Raw genomic sequence first — 16,180 nt, forward strand, 5'->3', positions numbered from 1 at the left:
TGCCCCTCATAAATATCCAGAACTGCTTGCAACGGACTGATAGCTCACTTGAGTGAGTGATAGGCCGGGGAAGTCACGACACGCCCTTTGTTACGCATCGTGACCAATCCGCCCTAAGCTGCCGTCGCAGTGTTACTTTCGGTGACGCAATCAACCCAGTCGGTCATCTATCCGGATGGAATGGGGGCGTTGGCGATGTCAAGAAAACGCGTAGGGCGGGTGGCGATGGCGGCGGGCACGCTCGTGGCCGGCGTCGCCCTGTCGATGGGGGAGACGAGCTCGGCGGCCAAGGCCGCGCCGGGAGACACGGATTCGGACGCCACCGTCGCCAACGTCGTGGTGACCGGGGCGATCACGCTGACGAACCTCACCTCTTCGTTCACGCTCACCGGCAGTCCCGGACAGACCGTCGACACCGCCGACCCGGTGGACTTCACCGTGACGACGAACAACTTCGCCGGCTACACCGTGACGGTCTTCCCGGCGGCCGGGGAACTCCTCGGCACCGCCGGCAACCCCGAGACCATCCCGACCGGCTCGCTGCTGGTGGAGCGGATCCCCGGCGGCCCGTTCGTCCCGCTGGCCCGGGGAACCCCGGTCGAGGTGTTCCGCAAGACCGCGCCCTCGGCCGCGGACGGCGATGACTTCAGTCACGACTACCGGATCACGATCCCGTTCGTACGTCCCGACACCTACTCCGGAACGATCAACTACGTGGCCACCACCCTGTAGGCGACACCCGGACGACCTGCGGAGAAGACCCCTACGCGGAGAGCGACACTGTGGAGAGTCGAAGGTGACCGTACGGCCGGGGCGCGGGAGCGTCGCCGTTCTCGTCGGGGCGTTCCTGCTGTGGACGGCGGGTCCGGCCGGCGCGGGATCAGCCCGTCCCGCGCCCGACCCAAGGCCCCCTATTCCGCCAGCAACTGGGTCACCGTCACCCCTGACCGTTTCCGCCTGGCGGCGGGCGGGACCCGGCAGGTGTCCGTCCGGATCAACGTGCCGTCCGATCCGGAACCGGGCGATCACCAGCTCGCCCTGGTCTTCCTGGTGCCCGCCGGGACCGGCGCGGGCAACATCCGGATCAACCGGGGGATCGGCGCTCCCGTCTACATCGCCGTTCCCGGGCCCATCGACGACTCCGCGGAGGTCATGGGCCTGCGTGCCCCGAGCTTCGCGCTCGGCGGGCCCCTGACCTTCACCACGACGGTGCGCGACACCGGAACCGTGCACCGCGACTTCCGCGGCGACGACCACCTGCGCCTGCGGGTGAACGGGGAGAGCGTCTCCTTCCCCGACTTCACCGTGAGCCGGGGCTCCACCCGTGAGATCGCCGCCACCTTCGACCCGCCCCTGATGTGCCTGTGCAGCGCCACCGTGGCCCTGCCCGGTCCCGGCGGGACGTCAACGGCCGCGACGGCGACCGTCCTGGTCTTCCCGCTCCACTGGGTGGGAGCCGCGATCCTGGTGGCCGGCGCCCTGATCCTCCTGGTGGCGTTCGCTCGCCGGCGCTACCGGGCCCAGGTGGCCGCCGCGGCCCGCGCCATGAGCGGGATCGACGGGGACGGCGACGGCAGGCAACCGCTCTGAGCCGCGGCGAGCCAGCCGGCCTGGTAAGCCGGCTCCCGCCGTCGGCGGCGACCTGCCGATCGCGGCCCGCATCAAGCTCTGAGGTCCGGGAGAGTCGGCCGCCCGTCCGGCTCACGCCGCCGGGGCGCGGGAGCCGGGGAACCGGGAAGGCAGGGAAGTCGGGAAGGCTGGAGAAGCGGGGAGGCGGGGCGGCGGGGAGGCGAAAGGCCGCCGACCGTGCCCTCGGCGGAGGGACGGTCGACGGCCTTTCGCGGGATGCCCGAGTGCCTCTGGTGTGCCCCGGCGGGTCAACCGCCGGCGTTCCCGCGGGTCAGAGATTCGGCGGCTCAGACGTCGTAGTAGAGCTCGAACTCGTGCGGGTGGGGGCGCAGGCGGATCGGGTCGATCTCGTTCTCGCGCTTGTAGGCGATCCAGGTCTCGATCAGGTCCGGCGTGAACACGCCGCCCTCCAGCAGGTATTCGTGGTCGGCCTCAAGGGCGGCGAGCACGTCCGACAGCGAGCCCGGGACCTGCGGGATGTTGCGGGCCTCCTCCGGGGGAAGCTCGTAGAGGTCCTTGTCGACCGGCTCGACCGGCTCGATCTTGTTGCGGATGCCGTCGATGCCCGCCATGAGCTGGGCGGCGAAGGCGAAGTACGGGTTGCAGGACGGGTCCGGCACGCGGAACTCGATGCGCTTGGCCTTCGGGTTGGAGCCCGTGATCGGGATGCGGATGCACGCCGAGCGGTTGCGCTGGGAGTAGACCAGGTTGACCGGGGCCTCGTAGCCGGGGACCAGGCGGTGGTAGGAGTTCACCGTCGGGTTGGTGAAGGCCAGCAGCGACGGGGCGTGCTTGAGCAGGCCGCCGATGTAGTAGCGGGCGGTGTCGGACAGGCCCGCGTAGCCGACCTCATCGTAGAAGAGGGGCTCGCCGTCCTTCCAGAGCGACTGGTGGCAGTGCATGCCGGAGCCGTTGTCGCCGAAGATCGGCTTGGGCATGAAGGTGACCGTGTGGCCGTGCGCCAGGGCCGTGCTCTTGACGATGTACTTGTACAGCATCAGGGTGTCGGCGGCCTTGAGCAGCGTGTTGAACCGGAAGTCGATCTCGGCCTGGCCGGCCGTGCCCACCTCGTGGTGCTGCATCTCCACATCGATGCCGGCCTCGATGAGCTTGCGGACCATCTCCGAGCGCAGGTCGGTGAAGTGGTCCATCGGCGGGACCGGGAAGTAGCCGCCCTTGAAGCGCGGCTTGTAACCCAGGTTGCCGCCCTCCTGGGCCTTGCCGCTGTTCCAGGCGCCCTCGATCGAGTCGATGTGGTAATAGCTCGAATGCGCGTTGGTCTCGAACCGCACGTCGTCGAAGATGTAGAACTCGGCCTCGGGGCCGAAGAAGACCGTGTCGGCGATGCCGGTGCCCTTGAGGTACTCCTCGGCCTTGCGGGCGACGTTGCGCGGGTCGCGGCTGTAGGCCTCGCCCGTCAGCGGGTCGTGCACGAAGAAGTTGATGTTGAGCGTCTTGTGCTGCCGGAAGGGGTCCAGCACGGCCGTGGAAGGGTCGGGCAGCAGGAGCATGTCCGACTCGTGGATGGCCTGGAAGCCCCGGATCGACGAGCCGTCGAACATGAGGCCGTCAGTGAAGACGCTCGCTCCGAAGTTCTCCGTTGGGAACGTGAAATGGTGCGTCGTCCCCGGCAGGTCGGTGAACCTGACATCGACGAACTGCACCCCTTCGTCCTTGATGAACTTCAGGACGTCGTCGGCGGAGTTGAACACGCGAACCTCCCAAGGGGCACGGGCTATCAGTGCCGAACATAGGCATGTGCCGTTACCGCCCCGTGTCTCGTTTGTTTCACTCGTGTTAAGGGAAAGTCGCCTTCACGCTAGCCCCGCGATCCGGTGGGACTGCGGGCGAAGGGCCGTCCTTTGCCCTACTTTCACGTCCGGGCCTGCGCGGGCCCATACCCGGGGATGTCCGGATCTCACCTCCGGGCCTGCGCGGACCCCGTGTCCGGGCAGCCGGCTCGGGCGGATGCGGGAGCGGCCCCCGGGGCGGATACCGTTTAGCCATGAGCAGCAGGCAGCAACCCCGATGGACCCAGACCTGGCTTGGCGGCGTCAGGTCGGCCGGAGTCGACCTGGGCTATCCGGGAGAGCAGCTCGGTCTGCCCCAGCAGGGCAGCGGCGCGGTGGCGGGGTTCGGCCGCAGGATCGGCGCCCTCGTCGTCGACTGGCTGATCTGCACCTGGGCGATCACGCAGGGAATCCTGGGGGTGAACCCGGCCGAGCAGGGCTGGGTCCCGCTCGCGGTCCTCGCGGCGGAATACATCCTGCTGGTGGGCTTCATGGGTATGACCTTCGGCATGCGGCTGTTCGGCATCCGGGTCGCCGCGCTCGGCGGCGGACGTCCGGGCTTCGTGGCGGTGCTGGCGCGGACCCTGCTGCTGTGCCTGGCCGTACCGGCGCTCATCTGGGACCGCGACCAGCGCGGTCTGCACGACCGGGCGGCGAACACCGTGGTCGTGCGTATGTGAGCCAGGCGAGCCGGTAAGGGGCTCCCGGGCCCGTCCGGCCTCCGGAAGGTCCGACGGCGCCTCCGGAAGGTGGGGAGCCCGCAAGCTCGCCGCCCTCGGCCGTCCCTACGGCCTGACGCAGGTGAAGATCGCGGTGCCGGGCAGGTGACGGCCGCGCAGCGGGCTCCATCCGCCCCACTCGCGGTCGTGGCCGCCGGGCCACTCCGGCTCGACCAGCCCCGCCACCACCAGGCCCGACGCGACGACGTGCCCGATCCAGTCCGCCATCGTGCGATGGTGCTCGACGTAGGAGGGCCGCCCGTCGTCGTCGAGCTCCACGTACGGCGAGCGGTCGAAGTAGGACCGGTCGGCGGTCAACCCGCGGGGGCCCGGGTCGTCGGGGAAGGCCCAGCGGATCGGGTGGCTGACCGAGAAGACCAGGCGGCCGCCGGGGCGCAGCACCCGGCGCGTCTCGGTGAGAACGGCCGCCGCGTCGGCCACGAACGGCAGCGCGCCGAAGGCCGAGCAGGCCAGGTCGAACGACTCGTCGGCGAAGGGCAGGACCTCGGCGTCGGCCTGGACCACCGGGAGCGGCGAGTCGCCGCCGAAGTCGATCCGGCGGGAGTGCTGGAGCTGGCGGAAGGACAGGTCGAAGGCCGCCACCCGGGCCCCCTGGCCGGCCAGCCACCGCCCGCACTGTCCCGCGCCGCAGCCGATCTCCAGGACATCCTTGCCCGCGACCTCGCCCAGCAGATGGGCGTCGGCCTCGTCCAGGCCCTCCGGGCACCAGACGAAGCCCGAGTCGCGGAGGAACTCCCCGTGCTCGGCCTGGTATTCGTCCGCGGCGCCGTCCCACCAGCCGCGGTTGGCCCGCGAGGTGCCGGCCGCGTCCACCCGGCGCCGGTCGACTCCTGCGAGGTCCATCAGCGCATCTTCGGCCGGGGCATCTTCGCCCCGCGCGGCAGCGGGCCCTTGGGCATCGGCAGCGTCTGAGGAAGCGCCTTGAGGCGGTTGTTGATCTCGTAGACCGCGGGCTTCTTGAGGTTGCGGGGCAGCTTCATCAGATGCCGCTGCAGCTTGGCGAGGGGGATCTGGCCCTCGCCGTCGCCGGACTGGATGTCGTAGACCGGGACGTCGAGCGCGACCCGCTGGACGCGCTTCTTCTCGGCCACCAGCATCTTCTGCACGCGGCTGCCCGGTCCCTCGGAGACCAGGACGATGCCGGGGTAGCCGACCACGCGGTGCACGATGTCCTGGTCGCGGTTGACCGCGACGGCCGGGGTGACCTCCCAGTTGCCGCGCATCCCCTGCAGGATCGCGGCGGCGGCGCCGACCTGGCCGTGCAGCATCGAATACTGCGACCTCTGCGCGATCTGGCCGAACACGACCAGCCCGACCGTGAGAGCCAGCATGATCCCGATGAACAGCAGATACCAGAACCAGCCGGTGACCAGGCCGATCACGATGCACAGCACGAGCGTGCCAAGCGCCGACGCGTAGACGATCGGCATCCCCTTGGGGTTGGCCTCCTTGATGATCTGGGCGATCATACGGAGCTGCTTGATGCGCCCCGGGCGCTCTGGGTCTTCGGGCTTCTTGGCCATGTTCTGAAGGATACAAATCCAGGGGTCAAGATATGAAAACGTGACCTGCCGCGCGCCGGTCGGCGGCGCCCGGCGGAGCGGCCCGGAGAGGCGCCGCCGCCGCCGGACGGGGCGACACGGCCGGGGGTGCCGTCGGTTGAGGCGTGGTGCGGATCTCTCGCGCAGTCGGGACCGCCGCCGGTTGAGGCGTGGTGCGGATCTCTCGCGCGGCCGGGACCGCCGCCGGGTGAGACTCGCTGCGGAAGCCTCACACCGTCACGGTCGCCGCCAGACGGCGGTCGGCGACGCTGCGGCCCGCCTCCACGGTGTAGTCGCCGGAGACGGTCCGCCAGCCCTCCTCCGTCCAGACCTGGAAGGCGCGTTCGGGCAGGTGGACCGTGGTGACCACGGTCTGGCCGGGGCCGGCGTCGACGACGTCGAAGGCGGCCAGCCGGCGGGCGGGCCGGTCGGGGTCCCGGTCCACCGCGGCGAGGTAGAACTGGACGACCTCACGTCCGGCGCGCCGGCCGGTGTTGGTCACGGCCACCGTCACGGTCGTGCCGGTGACGGCGATCGTGTCGTAGGACCAGGTCGTGTAGCCCAGCCCGTGGCCGAACCAGAACGCCGGCGCGCGGCCGGCGCGCTCCCAGGCGCGGTATCCGATGAAAAGGCCCTCGTCATAGGCGACCTCCCCGCCGGCCGGGGTCACGTTCAGGACGGGCACGTCGGACTGGTGGACCGGCCAGGTGGTGGGCAGCCGGCCGCCGGGCTCGGCGTCGCCGAACAGCACGTCGGCCAGCGCGTCGCCGGCCTCCTGGCCCGGGAACCAGGTCAGCAGGACCGCGGCGACCTGCTCCAGCCATGGCATCTCCACCGGTGATCCGGCGTTCACCACCACGACCGTGCGTGGGTTCGCCCCGGCGACCCTGGCGATCAGCTCGTCCTGGCGGCCGGGCAGGGCCAGGCCGGTGCGGTCGAAGCCCTCGCTCTCCACTTCCGGGGTGGTCGAGGCGACCACGACCGCCACGTCGGCGCCTGCGGCGACGTCCACCGCCTCGGCGATGAGCGCGTCGTCGCCGGGGGAGGGGGCGGCGTGGCCCAGGGTGAACGACACGAAGGCCATGCGGCCGAACGCTCCCGTGGGGTGCCTGACGCTCAGCTCGACGGGAGTGCCCGCGGCGAGCGTGGCGGTGATCCGGCGCTCCGGCGGGGAGAGGAACGCCGCGGCCGGGTCGCCGCCCTCAGCCGTGATCGTCCCGTCGAAGACGGTGTCCCCGTCGATCCTCATGGTGAACGCGCCGACGCCGGCGATCGAGAACTCGTGCGGGCCGCTCGCCCCGGGGGTGTGGACGGTGCGGATCTCGACGGCGGCCAGGCGGCCGGGGTCCACGTCCGGGGGGAGCGACCCGACCCAGCGGGCCTCTGTGCCGGCCAGCGGGTGCTCGGCCAGGATCTCGCCCGTGGCGTCCAGGAAGAGGGCGCGGGCGGGGGTGGCCAGGGGCGCGAGCCGTACCCGGGGGTCGGTGCCGAGCGCGTGGCGGACCTCGACGTCTCCGCGCCCGCGCAGGCCCTCCAGAGGCGAGACGACCCGGGCGGGGAACACCTGGGCGCTGCCCCCGCCCATGACCCGGGCCTCACCGGCCGCCGACCCGATCAGCGCCACACTCCGGACAGTGCCGAGAGGCAGCAGGCCGCCCTCGTTGCGCAGCAACGTGAACGACCGGGCGGCCACCTGGCGGGCGAGCGCCGTACCGTCGATCTCCGTGTCGCCGGCGGCCGGGGCGGAACCGGTGGCGGGAGAAGGTGCGGCCGGGCCGGAGGAGGGACCGGAGGAGTCCTTGGAGGGGCTGGAGGAGTCCTCCAGGGCGCCGACGCGCCGGGCGAGGCGGAGGACGCGGCGGACCTGGTCGTCGACGACCTCCTCGGCGACCCGGCCCTCGCGGACCGCCGCCTCCAGCTTCTCGCCCCAGGGACCGGACGGCCCCGGCATGGCGACGTCGAGCCCGCCCTCGGCCGTCGCCGCCGTCGAGCGGGCGGCGGTCCAGTCGGAGACGACGCAGCCGTCGAAACCCCACTCGTCCTTCAGCAGGTCCCGCTGGAGTGCCCGGTGCTCGGTCATCGTGGTCCCGTTGACCGAGTTGTAGGCGGCCATCATGCCCCAGGCGCCGGCCTGGACGACCCGCTCGAACGGCGCCAGGTAGACCTCGCGGAGCGCCTTCTCGCCGACCCTCACGTTCACCGTGAACCGGTCGGTCTCGAAGTCGTTGGCCACGAAGTGCTTGGGAGTGGTGCCCACCCCGCCCTCCTGGACCCCCTCCACGTAGGCGGCGCCGAGCTCGCCGGTCAGATACGGGTCCTCGGAGAAGCACTCGAAGTGACGGCCGCCGAGCGGGCTGCGGTGCAGGTTGAGGGTCGGGGCGAGCAGCACGTGCACGCCCTTGCGGCGCGCCTCCCGGGCGAGCAGCCGCCCGACCCGGCGGACCAGCGCCACGTCCCAGGTCGCGGCCAGCGCGGTGGGACTGGGCAGCGCGATCGAGGGATCGGCGCAGGACCACTGCTCCCCGCGTACGCCGATCGGGCCGTCGCTCATCACCAGCCGCCTGAGCCCGATCTCGGGGAGGGCGGGCAGCGACCACATGTCCGCGCCGGTCAGCAGGCGCACCTTGGCGCTCAGGTCAAGTCGCCCGATCAGGCTCTCGATGTCCATCGGGCCAGTCTCACCCAGGAAACCGAGTGCCCAGTAGGTTTGTTGACCATAAAGTTATAAAACCCGCCGCCGTCCCGGCCGGGGGATCCGCTCCGCAAGGCGCGTCTCCGAGCCTGTCTTTTAACCGCTGATCTTCACATTCACCCTGGCCGGCGCTGGTAGTGATCTATCACGCGTAGCCGAGGGGCGGCGGCGGGGACCCGGCATGGCCGGCACCCCGCATCCGGCGTTGATCGGTGCCGTCAGGACGACTAGCCTGATCGCCGTGCTGCCGGAAGGCGGGGCCGAGGCGATCGCGTCAGGCGGGAAGAGCCCCGACCGCGACGAGCCGCTCGACCGCACCGCCATGGAGTTTGGGGCCGACTGACGATGAGCGCGGAAGAGGATTTCAAGCAGGTCGGCGCCGAGCTGGCCGACCTGGGTGTACGGATCTCCAGGATGATGGGGAGTCCCGCGCTCAAAGATCAGGCGGGGAAGGTGTTCGCGAGCCTGCAGCGCGACGGCGCGATGGTGTTCCGGCTGGTCAGGGATACCCCCGAGCACGCGGCCGCGCTCAATCTGCCCGGGGCGTCCCTGTTCGACCCCTCGGGGCAGGGCAGGGAGGTGAAGGACTGGGTGGTCGTGCCCAGCTCCTCGGCCGAGCAATGGACGGATCTGGCCGAGGTCGCCCTCAGCCGCCCACGCTGATCGGTAGGCCACGCCATGCCGTGCCGGGGCGCGCGGTGCCGGTTCGGTGAGCCGGACGGGCTGGGTGTCAGGGGGCGTTGGAGCGCTGGAGCGCGGCGGCACTGCCGACGATCTACGTGCTGTCCGGCGTGCTGTCGGAGCGCGGTGAGAACTCACAACCCCTGAGCCTCCTGCTCCGCCTCGTGGCCTTGGTGGGCTGGGGGTGGGCTTCGCTCCTGGCGGTACGGCTACGCCGGGAGGCCACGGTCGCATCGGACCGGGCGGGCGGGGCGACCGGCCTGCCACCGAACGCGCGCACGGGCACTGCGAGGCGGGACGCGCCTTGCGGAAAACGGAAGGGCCCCGCGCGGGAGGCGCGGGGCCCGATGCCGGAACGGGGAGATCAGGCGTGCTGACGCGCCTCGATGGCCTGCTTGTAGAGACGCCCCGCCCGGTAGGAGGAACGGACCAGCGGGCCGGACAGGACTCCGGCGAAACCGATGGCCTCGGCCTCCTTCTGGAGCTCCACGAACTCCTCGGGCTTGACCCAGCGGTCCACCGGGTGGTGGCGCGGGGTGGGACGCAGATACTGGGTCACCGTCAGCAGGTCACAACCGGCCTCGTGGAGGTCGCGCATGGCCTGGACGATCTCCTCGCGATCCTCGCCCATGCCGAGGATCAGGTTGGACTTGGTCACCAGGCCGGCCTCGCGGGCCTTGGTGATCACTCCCAGGGACCGCTCGTAACGGAACCCCGGGCGGATGCGCTTGAAGATCCGCGGCACGGTCTCGACGTTGTGCGCGAACACCTCGGGGGCGGCGGAGAAGACCTCCTCGAGCTGGCTCTGGTCCCCGTTGAAGTCGGGCACCAGCAGCTCGACGCCGCAGCCGGGCAGCAGCGCGTGGATCTGCCTGGCGGTCTCGGCGTACAGCCAGGCGCCGCCGTCCGGCAGGTCGTCACGGGCGACCCCGGTCACGGTCGCGTAGTTGAGGCCCATCTGCCGGACCGACTCGGCCACCCGCCGCGGCTCGTCGGTGTCGTACTCCTTGGGCTTGCCGGTGTCGATCTGGCAGAAGTCGCATCGCCTGGTGCACTGGTCGCCGCCGATGAGGAAGGTGGCCTCACGGTCCTCCCAGCACTCCGAGATGTTGGGACATCCGGCTTCCTGGCAGACGGTGTGCAGACCTTCGCGTTTGACCAGCGCCCGCAGCTCGGTGTGGTTGGGACCGGTCCTGAACTTGGTCTTGATCCACTCGGGCTTCTTCTCGATGGGGGTCTCGGCGTTGCGGACCTCCAGACGGAGGAGCTTTCGGCCTTCCGGAGCAACGGTCATGCGACCTCCTTCGTCGGTCGCGGGACCGAGGTGCTGTGTCTATTCGCTCGCTCGCTACGCTCGCTCACCGCCCCAGCTTATGTCCCGCCGGAGAATGACCACACATGCGGGGGGTGGCGGTGCGGATCCGCACATGTGTGGCGTTCGTCCGGATCCGCGCACGCGGAGGAGACGGCACATTTCCCGCATGCCGGGCGGCGCTTCAGGACCGCCATGCCTCGCCCGAGGCCCGGTCGCGGAGCGGTCCGCGGCCGGGGGTGGACGGCCCGCCACGGCCCCCGCCCGCGCGGGGGCTCGGCGAAGGTCCCCCCGGAGACCGTCGACGCCTTCGAGATCCCGGCCGCCCGCGCGCTCAGCGCCGGAAGAGCTCCTCCTCGGGGAGCTCGAAGGCCCGCGCGCCGAGCGCCTCGGCCAGATGCTTCTCGGCGTACGGCATGACCTCGTCGACCACGATCCTGCGGCCGGTCTCGGCCGACAGCGAGGAGACCCCGGCGTCGCTGATCCCGCACGGGACGATCCGGTTGTACCAGCTCGGGTCGTTGGAGCAGTTGAGCGAGAACCCGTGCATGGTGACACCCCCCGCGACCCTGATGCCGATCGCGCCGACCTTCCGGTCGGGCAGGCCGTGCGAGGGGTCCCCGGCCACCCAGACGCCGCTGCGCCCCTCCACCCGGCCGACCTGTACGCCGAAGTCGGCGCAGACGTGGATGAGCGTCTCCTCCAGGAGCCGGACGTAGGAGATCACATCCAGCGGCTCACCGAGCTTGACGATCGGATAGCCCACGAGCTGGCCGGGACCGTGCCAGGTGATCCGGCCGCCCCGGTCCACGTCGATGACCGGGGTGCCGTCGGAGGGCCGTTCGTTCGGGGCGGTGCGTTTGCCGGCCGTGTAGACCGGCGCGTGTTCGAGCATCAGGCAGGTGTCGGGAATCTCGCCGGCCACCCGGCGGGCATGGATCCGCCGCTGAAGATCCCATGCCTGCTCGTAGGGGAAGTCAACGCCAAGACGGACTATCGCCAGGTCACTCACGTCTCAAGAGTAGTTGACCCGCTCGTGGTCATGACGTGAGAAGGCGAGGCTCGATGCGGAACTCCTTCACCCCGTCCGTCCCGTCGTGCTCGATCCGGTAGGCGTAGCCCTCCGGATCCACGGTGACGGCCTGGATGAACTCGGTGCCCACGTAGTGGAGCGCGACGCCCTCGTCGGCGGCGTAACCGCCGGGCAGCTCGCCCGAGGCCACCGACTCGTGCAGCAGCGTGCGGCGCTGCGATTCGGAGTTGTAGTGAACACCACACGAGTAGGGCAGCAGCCCCAGGCCGTCGGACCACGTCCGCAGCGTCGGCCCGAAGGAGTCGGTGTTGCCGCCCACGTGCCAGCACAGCGCCCCCGCGCTCTGCCCGGACAGCACCACGCCCGCCCGCCACGCCTCCTCGAACGCCTCGTCCAGGCCGTGCAGCCGCCACAGCGCCGCCAGGTTGGCCACGCTGCCGCCACTGACGTAGATGACGTCCTGGCTCAGGATCCACTCACGCGGATCCTCGACGTTGGGCATCGGGAACACGGTCAGATGGCTGATCTCGACGTCCCAGTCGCGGAACGCGCCGTACATCTTCAGCAGCCAGTCGGAGTCGTCTCCCGTGGCGGTGGCCAGCAGGCCCAGCTTGGGCCGGTCCTGGCCGGTCAGGTCAAGGGCGTACCGCAGCAGCGCGCTCGCCTCGATGAATCCGTGGCGTTTGGAGTGACGGAAGGAGCCGCCCCCGATGGCGAGGATGTGAGACTGCCCGGACCTGCCCATACGTCATCTCTCCAATGGCTTCGGTGGAAACAGGGACCCTAGAGTACGGCGGCGAGTGCCTCGTTGAGACCCATATGCCGGAACGCATGGCCGGCCTCGAGCAGGCGCCGCGGAACCGCCCTCTGCCCCGTCAGCACCCCCTCCTCCGCGAAGCCCCCGAGGGCCGTACGCAGCACGAACCCGGGTACGGCGAGCGGCATCGTGGGCCGGTGCACCGCTTCCCCGAGCACCCTGGTGAACTCCGCGTTGGTGACCGGCTCCGGCGCGGTCAGGTTCACCGGCCCGGAGATCTCCGGGTCCTTCAGGATGCGCTGTACGGCACGCACCCAGTCGTCGATCGAGATCCACGACCAGTACTGCTCTCCCGACCCCAGGGGCGCCCCCAGGCCCAGTCTGAAGACCGGCAGGATCCTGGGCAGCATGCCGCCGTCGCCGCTCAGCACCAGGCCGGTGCGGAGCCGGGCCACCCGGATGCCCGCCTCCTCGGCGGGCGCCGTCTCGGCCTCCCAGGGCACCACCACCTCCTGCGCCAGGAACCCCGAGCCCGGTGGCGACGTCTCGTCCACCTCGCGGTCACCGGTGTCGCCGTAGAAGCCGATCGCCGAGCCGGACAGCAGCGCCGGCGGCCTGGCGGACAGCTCCGTCAGCGCCTTCACCAGCGTCCTGGTCCCCTCGATCCGGCTGCGGACCACCTCGCGCTTGAAGTCGTCGCTCCAGCGCCGGTCGCCGATCCCCGCTCCGGCGAGATGGACCACCGCCTCGGCGCCCTCCAGGGCCGCCGGGTCGACGAGCCCCTTGGCCGGGTTCCAGAACGACTCGTCCGCGCCTTGCGGCGCCCGCCGTACCAACCGGACCACCCGGGCGCCGTCGGCCCGCAGAGCCTTGACCAGAGCCGATCCCAGCAGGCCCGAGGACCCGGTAACGATGATCGCCATGTCGTCCAATCTATCCGACCCTCCCCCGGGGACTTCGGGAGCACGGCGGTCGCCGGATTCGCCACGGGGGAAAGATCTCGTGGAACGAGCCGGGCCGGCCCGCGCAGTGCGGACCGGCCCGGTGGGACGAGAGCGGGACTAGGCGTTGAGGCCCAGCTGGTTCTCGAAGCGGCCCTCCTCGAGACGACGCTTGATCGTCGTCAGGAAGCGGGCGGCGTCGGCGCCGTCGACCAGGCGGTGGTCGTAGCTGAGCGCGAGATACACCATCGAGCGGACGGCGATGACCTCGCCCTCGGCGGTGTCCAGGACCACCGGGCGCTTGACGACCGCGCCGGTGCCCAGCATGCCGACCTGCGGCTGGTTGAGGATCGGCGTGTCGAACAGCGCGCCGCGGCTGCCGGTGTTGGTCAGCGTGAACGTGCCGCCGCCGAGCTCGTCCGGGCTCACCTTGTTGGTGCGGGTGCGCTCGGCCAGGTCGGCGATCTTACGGGCCAGGCCGGCGATGTTGAGGTCGCCCGCGTCCTTGATCACCGGGACGAGCAGGCCGCGCTCGGTGTCCGTCGCGAAGCCGAGGTGCTCGGCGTCGAAGTAGGTGACCTCGTTGGTCTCGCTGTTGATCGTGGCGTTCAGCTTCGGGTGCTGCTTGAGCGCCTCGATCGCGGCGAGGGCGAAGAACGGCATGAACGAGAGCTTGACGCCCTCGCGCCGCTGGAACTCGGCCTTCGCCCGGTCGCGCAGCTGCGCGATCTTGGTGACGTCGACCTCGACCACCGAGGTGAGCTGGGCCGAGACCTGCAGCGACTCGACCATGCGCTTGGCGATGGTCTGACGCAGGCGCGACATCTTCTCGGTACGGCCGCGCAGCGTGGTGTCCACCGCGACCGGCTCGGGGGCCTGGGCGGGAGCGGCCGCCTGGGCCTGCGGGGCGGCGGCCTGCGGGGCCGGAGCCTGGGCGGCGGCCTGCTCGCGCTGGTTGCGGGCGGCCTCCAGCACGTCCTGCTTGCGGATGCGGCCACCGACGCCGGTGCCGTTCAGCGCGTCCAGGTCGACGTTGTGCTCGCCGGCGAGCTTGCGGACCAGCGGGGTGACGTACGGGCTGTCGCCGGAGATCGGCGCCGGGGCCTGCTGGGCCGGGGCGGCCTGGGGCGCCGGGGCCTGCTGGGCCGGGGCGGCCTGCGGAGCCGGAGCCTGCGGGGCCGGGGCCTGCGGGGCCGGAGCCGGGGCGGCGGCCTGCGGGGCCGGAGCCGGCTCGGGGGCCGGAGCTGCGGCCTGCGGGGCGGGCTGCGGGATCGAGGAGATCGGCTGGGCCGGCTCCGGCTCGGGCTCGGGAGCGGCCTCCTGAGCCGGAGCGGCGCCCGCGGAGCCGTTCTCGTCGATGACGGCCAGCTCGGCGCCGACCTCGACGGTCTCGTCCTCGGCGACGACGATCTTGGTGAGAATGCCCGCCGTCGGCGAGGGGATCTCGGTGTCGACCTTGTCGGTGGAGACTTCGAGGAGCGGCTCGTCGGCCTCGACGCGCTCGCCCTCCTTCTTCAGCCAACGGGTGACGGTGCCCTCGGTGACGCTCTCGCCGAGCTGGGGCATCTGTACGGACTTCGGCATTGGGTGTCTTCTCTCGTGTTCCGAGTGAGGGCTTGTTATTAGTTGTGGACGTGCAGCGGCTTGCCGGCCAGGGCCAGCATCGCCTCGCCGACGGCCTCGGACTGGGTCGGGTGCGCGTGGATGAGCTGGGCGACCTCGGAGGGCAGCGCCTCCCAGTTGTAGATCAGCTGCCCCTCGGTCACGAGCTCGCCGATGCGGCGGCCGACCATGTGCACGCCGAGCACCGGGCCGTCCTTCTCGGTGACGATCTTGACCGCGCCCTGCGTCTGCAGGATCTGGCTCTTGGGGTTGCCGGCGAGGTCGTAGGTGAACTCGACGACCTCGTGACCACGCTCGCGGGCCTGGGCGGAGGTGATGCCCACCGACGCGACCTCGGGGTCGGAGTAGGTGATCCGCGGCACGCCGTCGTAGTCGATCGGCACCGGGTTCAGCCCGGCGATGTGCTCGGCCACCAGGATGCCCTCGGCGAAGCCCGCGTGGGCGAGCTGCAGGGTCGGGATCAGGTCACCGACCGCGTACACGCCCGGCACGCTGGTCTGGCAGAACTCGTCGACGGTGACGGTGCCGCGCTCGATCGCGATGCCCGCCTCCTCGAAGCCCATGCCGGAGGAGACGGCGCCGCGGCCGACGGCGACGAGCAGCAGCTCGGCGTCGAGGGTCTTGCCGTTGGCGAGCGTGACGATCACGCCCGTGTCGGTGGACTTGACGCCCTCGAAGAAGACGCCCAGCTCCTGCTTGATGCCGCGGCGGCGGAAGGCGCGCTCCAGCAGCTTGGAGCTGGACTCCTCCTCCAGCGGGAGCAGGTGCGGCAGTGCCTCGACGATCGTCACCTCGGCGCCGAAGGAGCGCCACACGCTGGCGAACTCCACGCCGATGACGCCGCCGCCCAGCACGATCACCGAGGTGGGCACCCGGTCCAGCTTGAGCGCGTGCTCGCTGCTGATGACCCGCTCGCCGTCGATGTCCAGGCCGGGCAGCGACCGGGGCGCGGAGCCCGTCGCCAGCACGATGTTGCGGCCCTCGTAGACCTCGGAGCCGACGGCGACCCGGTTCGGGCCCGCGAGGCGGCCCTCACCCTCGATGATGGTGATGCCCTTGCTCTTGAGCAGGCCCTGGACGCCCTTCCAGGCGCGAGTGACGATCTTGTCCTTGAACGCGTGGACGCCGTCCATGTCGATGCCCTCGAAGCGGGCCTTGACGCCGAACGCCGCGCTCTCCCGGGTCTCGTCGGCGACCTCCGCCGAGTGCAGGAGGGTCTTGGTGGGGATGCATCCCCGGTGCAGGCATGTGCCGCCGATCTTGTCCTTCTCGATCAGCGCGACCGTCTTGCCCAGCTCGGCCGCCCGCAGGGCGCAGGCATACCCGCCGCTACCGCCACCCAGGACGACGATGTCGTAGGGGCCGCTGCCATCAGCCACAGGAAAGCTCCTTGTCGGATTGGATTACCGTCTTCACGGTCGCGCCCGCTCCGTGCCCCGGC

General features: G+C 71.0%; 15 protein-coding genes. 5 read left to right on the top strand and 10 right to left on the bottom strand.

The annotated features are described in order from the left end of the window. Positions 1 to 195 precede the first annotated feature (195 nt). Both BM085_RS12940 and BM085_RS12945 read left to right on the top strand, forming a co-directional pair. Complete coding sequence (locus tag BM085_RS12940; protein ID WP_218158700.1) at positions 196 to 732, top strand: hypothetical protein; 537 nt, start codon at positions 196 to 198, stop codon at positions 730 to 732. A 120-nt stretch (positions 733 to 852) separates the two neighbouring features. Continuing rightward, entirely contained in the window at positions 853 to 1,590 is a 738-nt protein-coding gene (locus BM085_RS12945; protein WP_093887248.1) for a COG1361 family protein, read from the top strand. 326 nt (positions 1,591 to 1,916) lie between these two features. Here the strand turns inward: BM085_RS12945 and glnA are convergent, their stop codons facing one another. Continuing rightward, positions 1,917 to 3,341: a type I glutamate--ammonia ligase gene (gene glnA, locus BM085_RS12950; RefSeq protein ID WP_012889343.1), complete on the bottom strand. Its 1,425-nt coding sequence runs from the start codon at positions 3,339 to 3,341 to the stop codon at positions 1,917 to 1,919. 293 nt (positions 3,342 to 3,634) lie between these two features. Between glnA and BM085_RS12955 the strand changes: the two genes are divergently transcribed. Continuing rightward, positions 3,635 to 4,099, top strand: coding sequence for an RDD family protein (locus tag BM085_RS12955; protein WP_093887249.1), 465 nt, complete (start codon positions 3,635 to 3,637; stop codon positions 4,097 to 4,099). 105 nt (positions 4,100 to 4,204) lie between these two features. On the opposite strand, the gene BM085_RS12960 is transcribed toward BM085_RS12955, so the two are convergent. The 3 genes from BM085_RS12960 to BM085_RS12970 form a co-directional block, all read right to left on the bottom strand. Beyond that, on the bottom strand, positions 4,205 to 5,002 hold the full coding sequence (locus BM085_RS12960) for a class I SAM-dependent methyltransferase (protein WP_093887250.1): 798 nt from the start codon (positions 5,000 to 5,002) through the stop codon (positions 4,205 to 4,207). Further along, positions 5,002 to 5,682 carry a DUF4191 domain-containing protein gene (locus BM085_RS12965; protein WP_093887251.1) on the bottom strand — a complete coding sequence of 227 codons (681 nt, stop codon included), beginning with the start codon at positions 5,680 to 5,682 and terminating at the stop codon, positions 5,002 to 5,004. Before BM085_RS12965 ends, BM085_RS12960 begins: the two co-directional genes overlap by 1 nt. A 247-nt stretch (positions 5,683 to 5,929) precedes the next feature. Next, positions 5,930 to 8,368: a beta-glucosidase H gene (locus BM085_RS12970; protein ID WP_093887252.1), complete on the bottom strand. Its 2,439-nt coding sequence runs from the start codon at positions 8,366 to 8,368 to the stop codon at positions 5,930 to 5,932. 205 nt (positions 8,369 to 8,573) lie between these two features. On the opposite strand from BM085_RS12970, the gene BM085_RS44365 reads away from it, so the two are divergent. Further along, positions 8,574 to 8,735 (top strand): hypothetical protein, encoded by a 162-nt coding sequence (locus BM085_RS44365; protein ID WP_177245085.1) that lies wholly within the window; start codon positions 8,574 to 8,576, stop codon positions 8,733 to 8,735. A gap of 2 nt (positions 8,736 to 8,737) precedes the next feature. Next, positions 8,738 to 9,055, top strand: a complete 318-nt coding sequence (locus BM085_RS12975; protein WP_093887253.1) for a hypothetical protein — start codon at positions 8,738 to 8,740, stop codon at positions 9,053 to 9,055. Between the two features lie 382 nt (positions 9,056 to 9,437). On the opposite strand, the gene lipA is transcribed toward BM085_RS12975, so the two are convergent. From lipA to lpdA, 6 genes are all read right to left on the bottom strand, one after another. After that, positions 9,438 to 10,367 (bottom strand): lipoyl synthase, encoded by a 930-nt coding sequence (lipA, locus tag BM085_RS12985; protein ID WP_093887254.1) that lies wholly within the window; start codon positions 10,365 to 10,367, stop codon positions 9,438 to 9,440. Positions 10,368 to 10,719: 352 nt separating this feature from the next. Further along, positions 10,720 to 11,397, bottom strand: a complete 678-nt coding sequence (gene lipB / locus BM085_RS12990) for a lipoyl(octanoyl) transferase LipB (RefSeq protein ID WP_031167774.1) — start codon at positions 11,395 to 11,397, stop codon at positions 10,720 to 10,722. 28 nt (positions 11,398 to 11,425) lie between these two features. Then, the gene (locus BM085_RS12995) at positions 11,426 to 12,163 is read right to left on the bottom strand and encodes a Type 1 glutamine amidotransferase-like domain-containing protein (RefSeq protein WP_093887255.1); all 738 of its coding nucleotides are present in this window, start codon (positions 12,161 to 12,163) and stop codon (positions 11,426 to 11,428) included. A gap of 38 nt (positions 12,164 to 12,201) precedes the next feature. Continuing rightward, the gene (locus BM085_RS13000) at positions 12,202 to 13,098 is read right to left on the bottom strand and encodes a TIGR01777 family oxidoreductase (protein WP_177245086.1); all 897 of its coding nucleotides are present in this window, start codon (positions 13,096 to 13,098) and stop codon (positions 12,202 to 12,204) included. 138 nt (positions 13,099 to 13,236) lie between these two features. After that, the gene (gene sucB, locus BM085_RS13005) at positions 13,237 to 14,700 is read right to left on the bottom strand and encodes a 2-oxoglutarate dehydrogenase, E2 component, dihydrolipoamide succinyltransferase (protein ID WP_093887257.1); all 1,464 of its coding nucleotides are present in this window, start codon (positions 14,698 to 14,700) and stop codon (positions 13,237 to 13,239) included. A 38-nt stretch (positions 14,701 to 14,738) separates the two neighbouring features. Continuing rightward, positions 14,739 to 16,118, bottom strand: coding sequence for a dihydrolipoyl dehydrogenase (gene lpdA, locus BM085_RS13010; RefSeq protein ID WP_093887258.1), 1,380 nt, complete (start codon positions 16,116 to 16,118; stop codon positions 14,739 to 14,741). Positions 16,119 to 16,180 lie beyond the last annotated feature (62 nt).

It is taken from the genome of Streptosporangium canum, assembly GCF_900113865.1.
Lineage (GTDB): Bacteria > Actinomycetota > Actinomycetes > Streptosporangiales > Streptosporangiaceae > Streptosporangium > Streptosporangium canum.

Coding starts and splice junctions, on each gene's coding strand:
- BM085_RS12940 (WP_218158700.1), top strand. CDS start 196: ATGTCAAGAAAACGCGTAGGGCGGGTGGCGATGGCGGCGGGCACGCTC.
- BM085_RS12955 (WP_093887249.1), top strand. CDS start 3,635: ATGAGCAGCAGGCAGCAACCCCGATGGACCCAGACCTGGCTTGGCGGC.
- BM085_RS12960 (WP_093887250.1), bottom strand. CDS start 5,002: ATGGACCTCGCAGGAGTCGACCGGCGCCGGGTGGACGCGGCCGGCACC.
- BM085_RS12965 (WP_093887251.1), bottom strand. CDS start 5,682: ATGGCCAAGAAGCCCGAAGACCCAGAGCGCCCGGGGCGCATCAAGCAG.
- BM085_RS12970 (WP_093887252.1), bottom strand. CDS start 8,368: ATGGACATCGAGAGCCTGATCGGGCGACTTGACCTGAGCGCCAAGGTG.
- BM085_RS44365 (WP_177245085.1), top strand. CDS start 8,574: ATGGCCGGCACCCCGCATCCGGCGTTGATCGGTGCCGTCAGGACGACT.
- BM085_RS12975 (WP_093887253.1), top strand. CDS start 8,738: ATGAGCGCGGAAGAGGATTTCAAGCAGGTCGGCGCCGAGCTGGCCGAC.
- lipA (WP_093887254.1), bottom strand. CDS start 10,367: ATGACCGTTGCTCCGGAAGGCCGAAAGCTCCTCCGTCTGGAGGTCCGC.
- BM085_RS12995 (WP_093887255.1), bottom strand. CDS start 12,163: ATGGGCAGGTCCGGGCAGTCTCACATCCTCGCCATCGGGGGCGGCTCC.
- BM085_RS13000 (WP_177245086.1), bottom strand. CDS start 13,098: ATGGCGATCATCGTTACCGGGTCCTCGGGCCTGCTGGGATCGGCTCTG.
- sucB (WP_093887257.1), bottom strand. CDS start 14,700: ATGCCGAAGTCCGTACAGATGCCCCAGCTCGGCGAGAGCGTCACCGAG.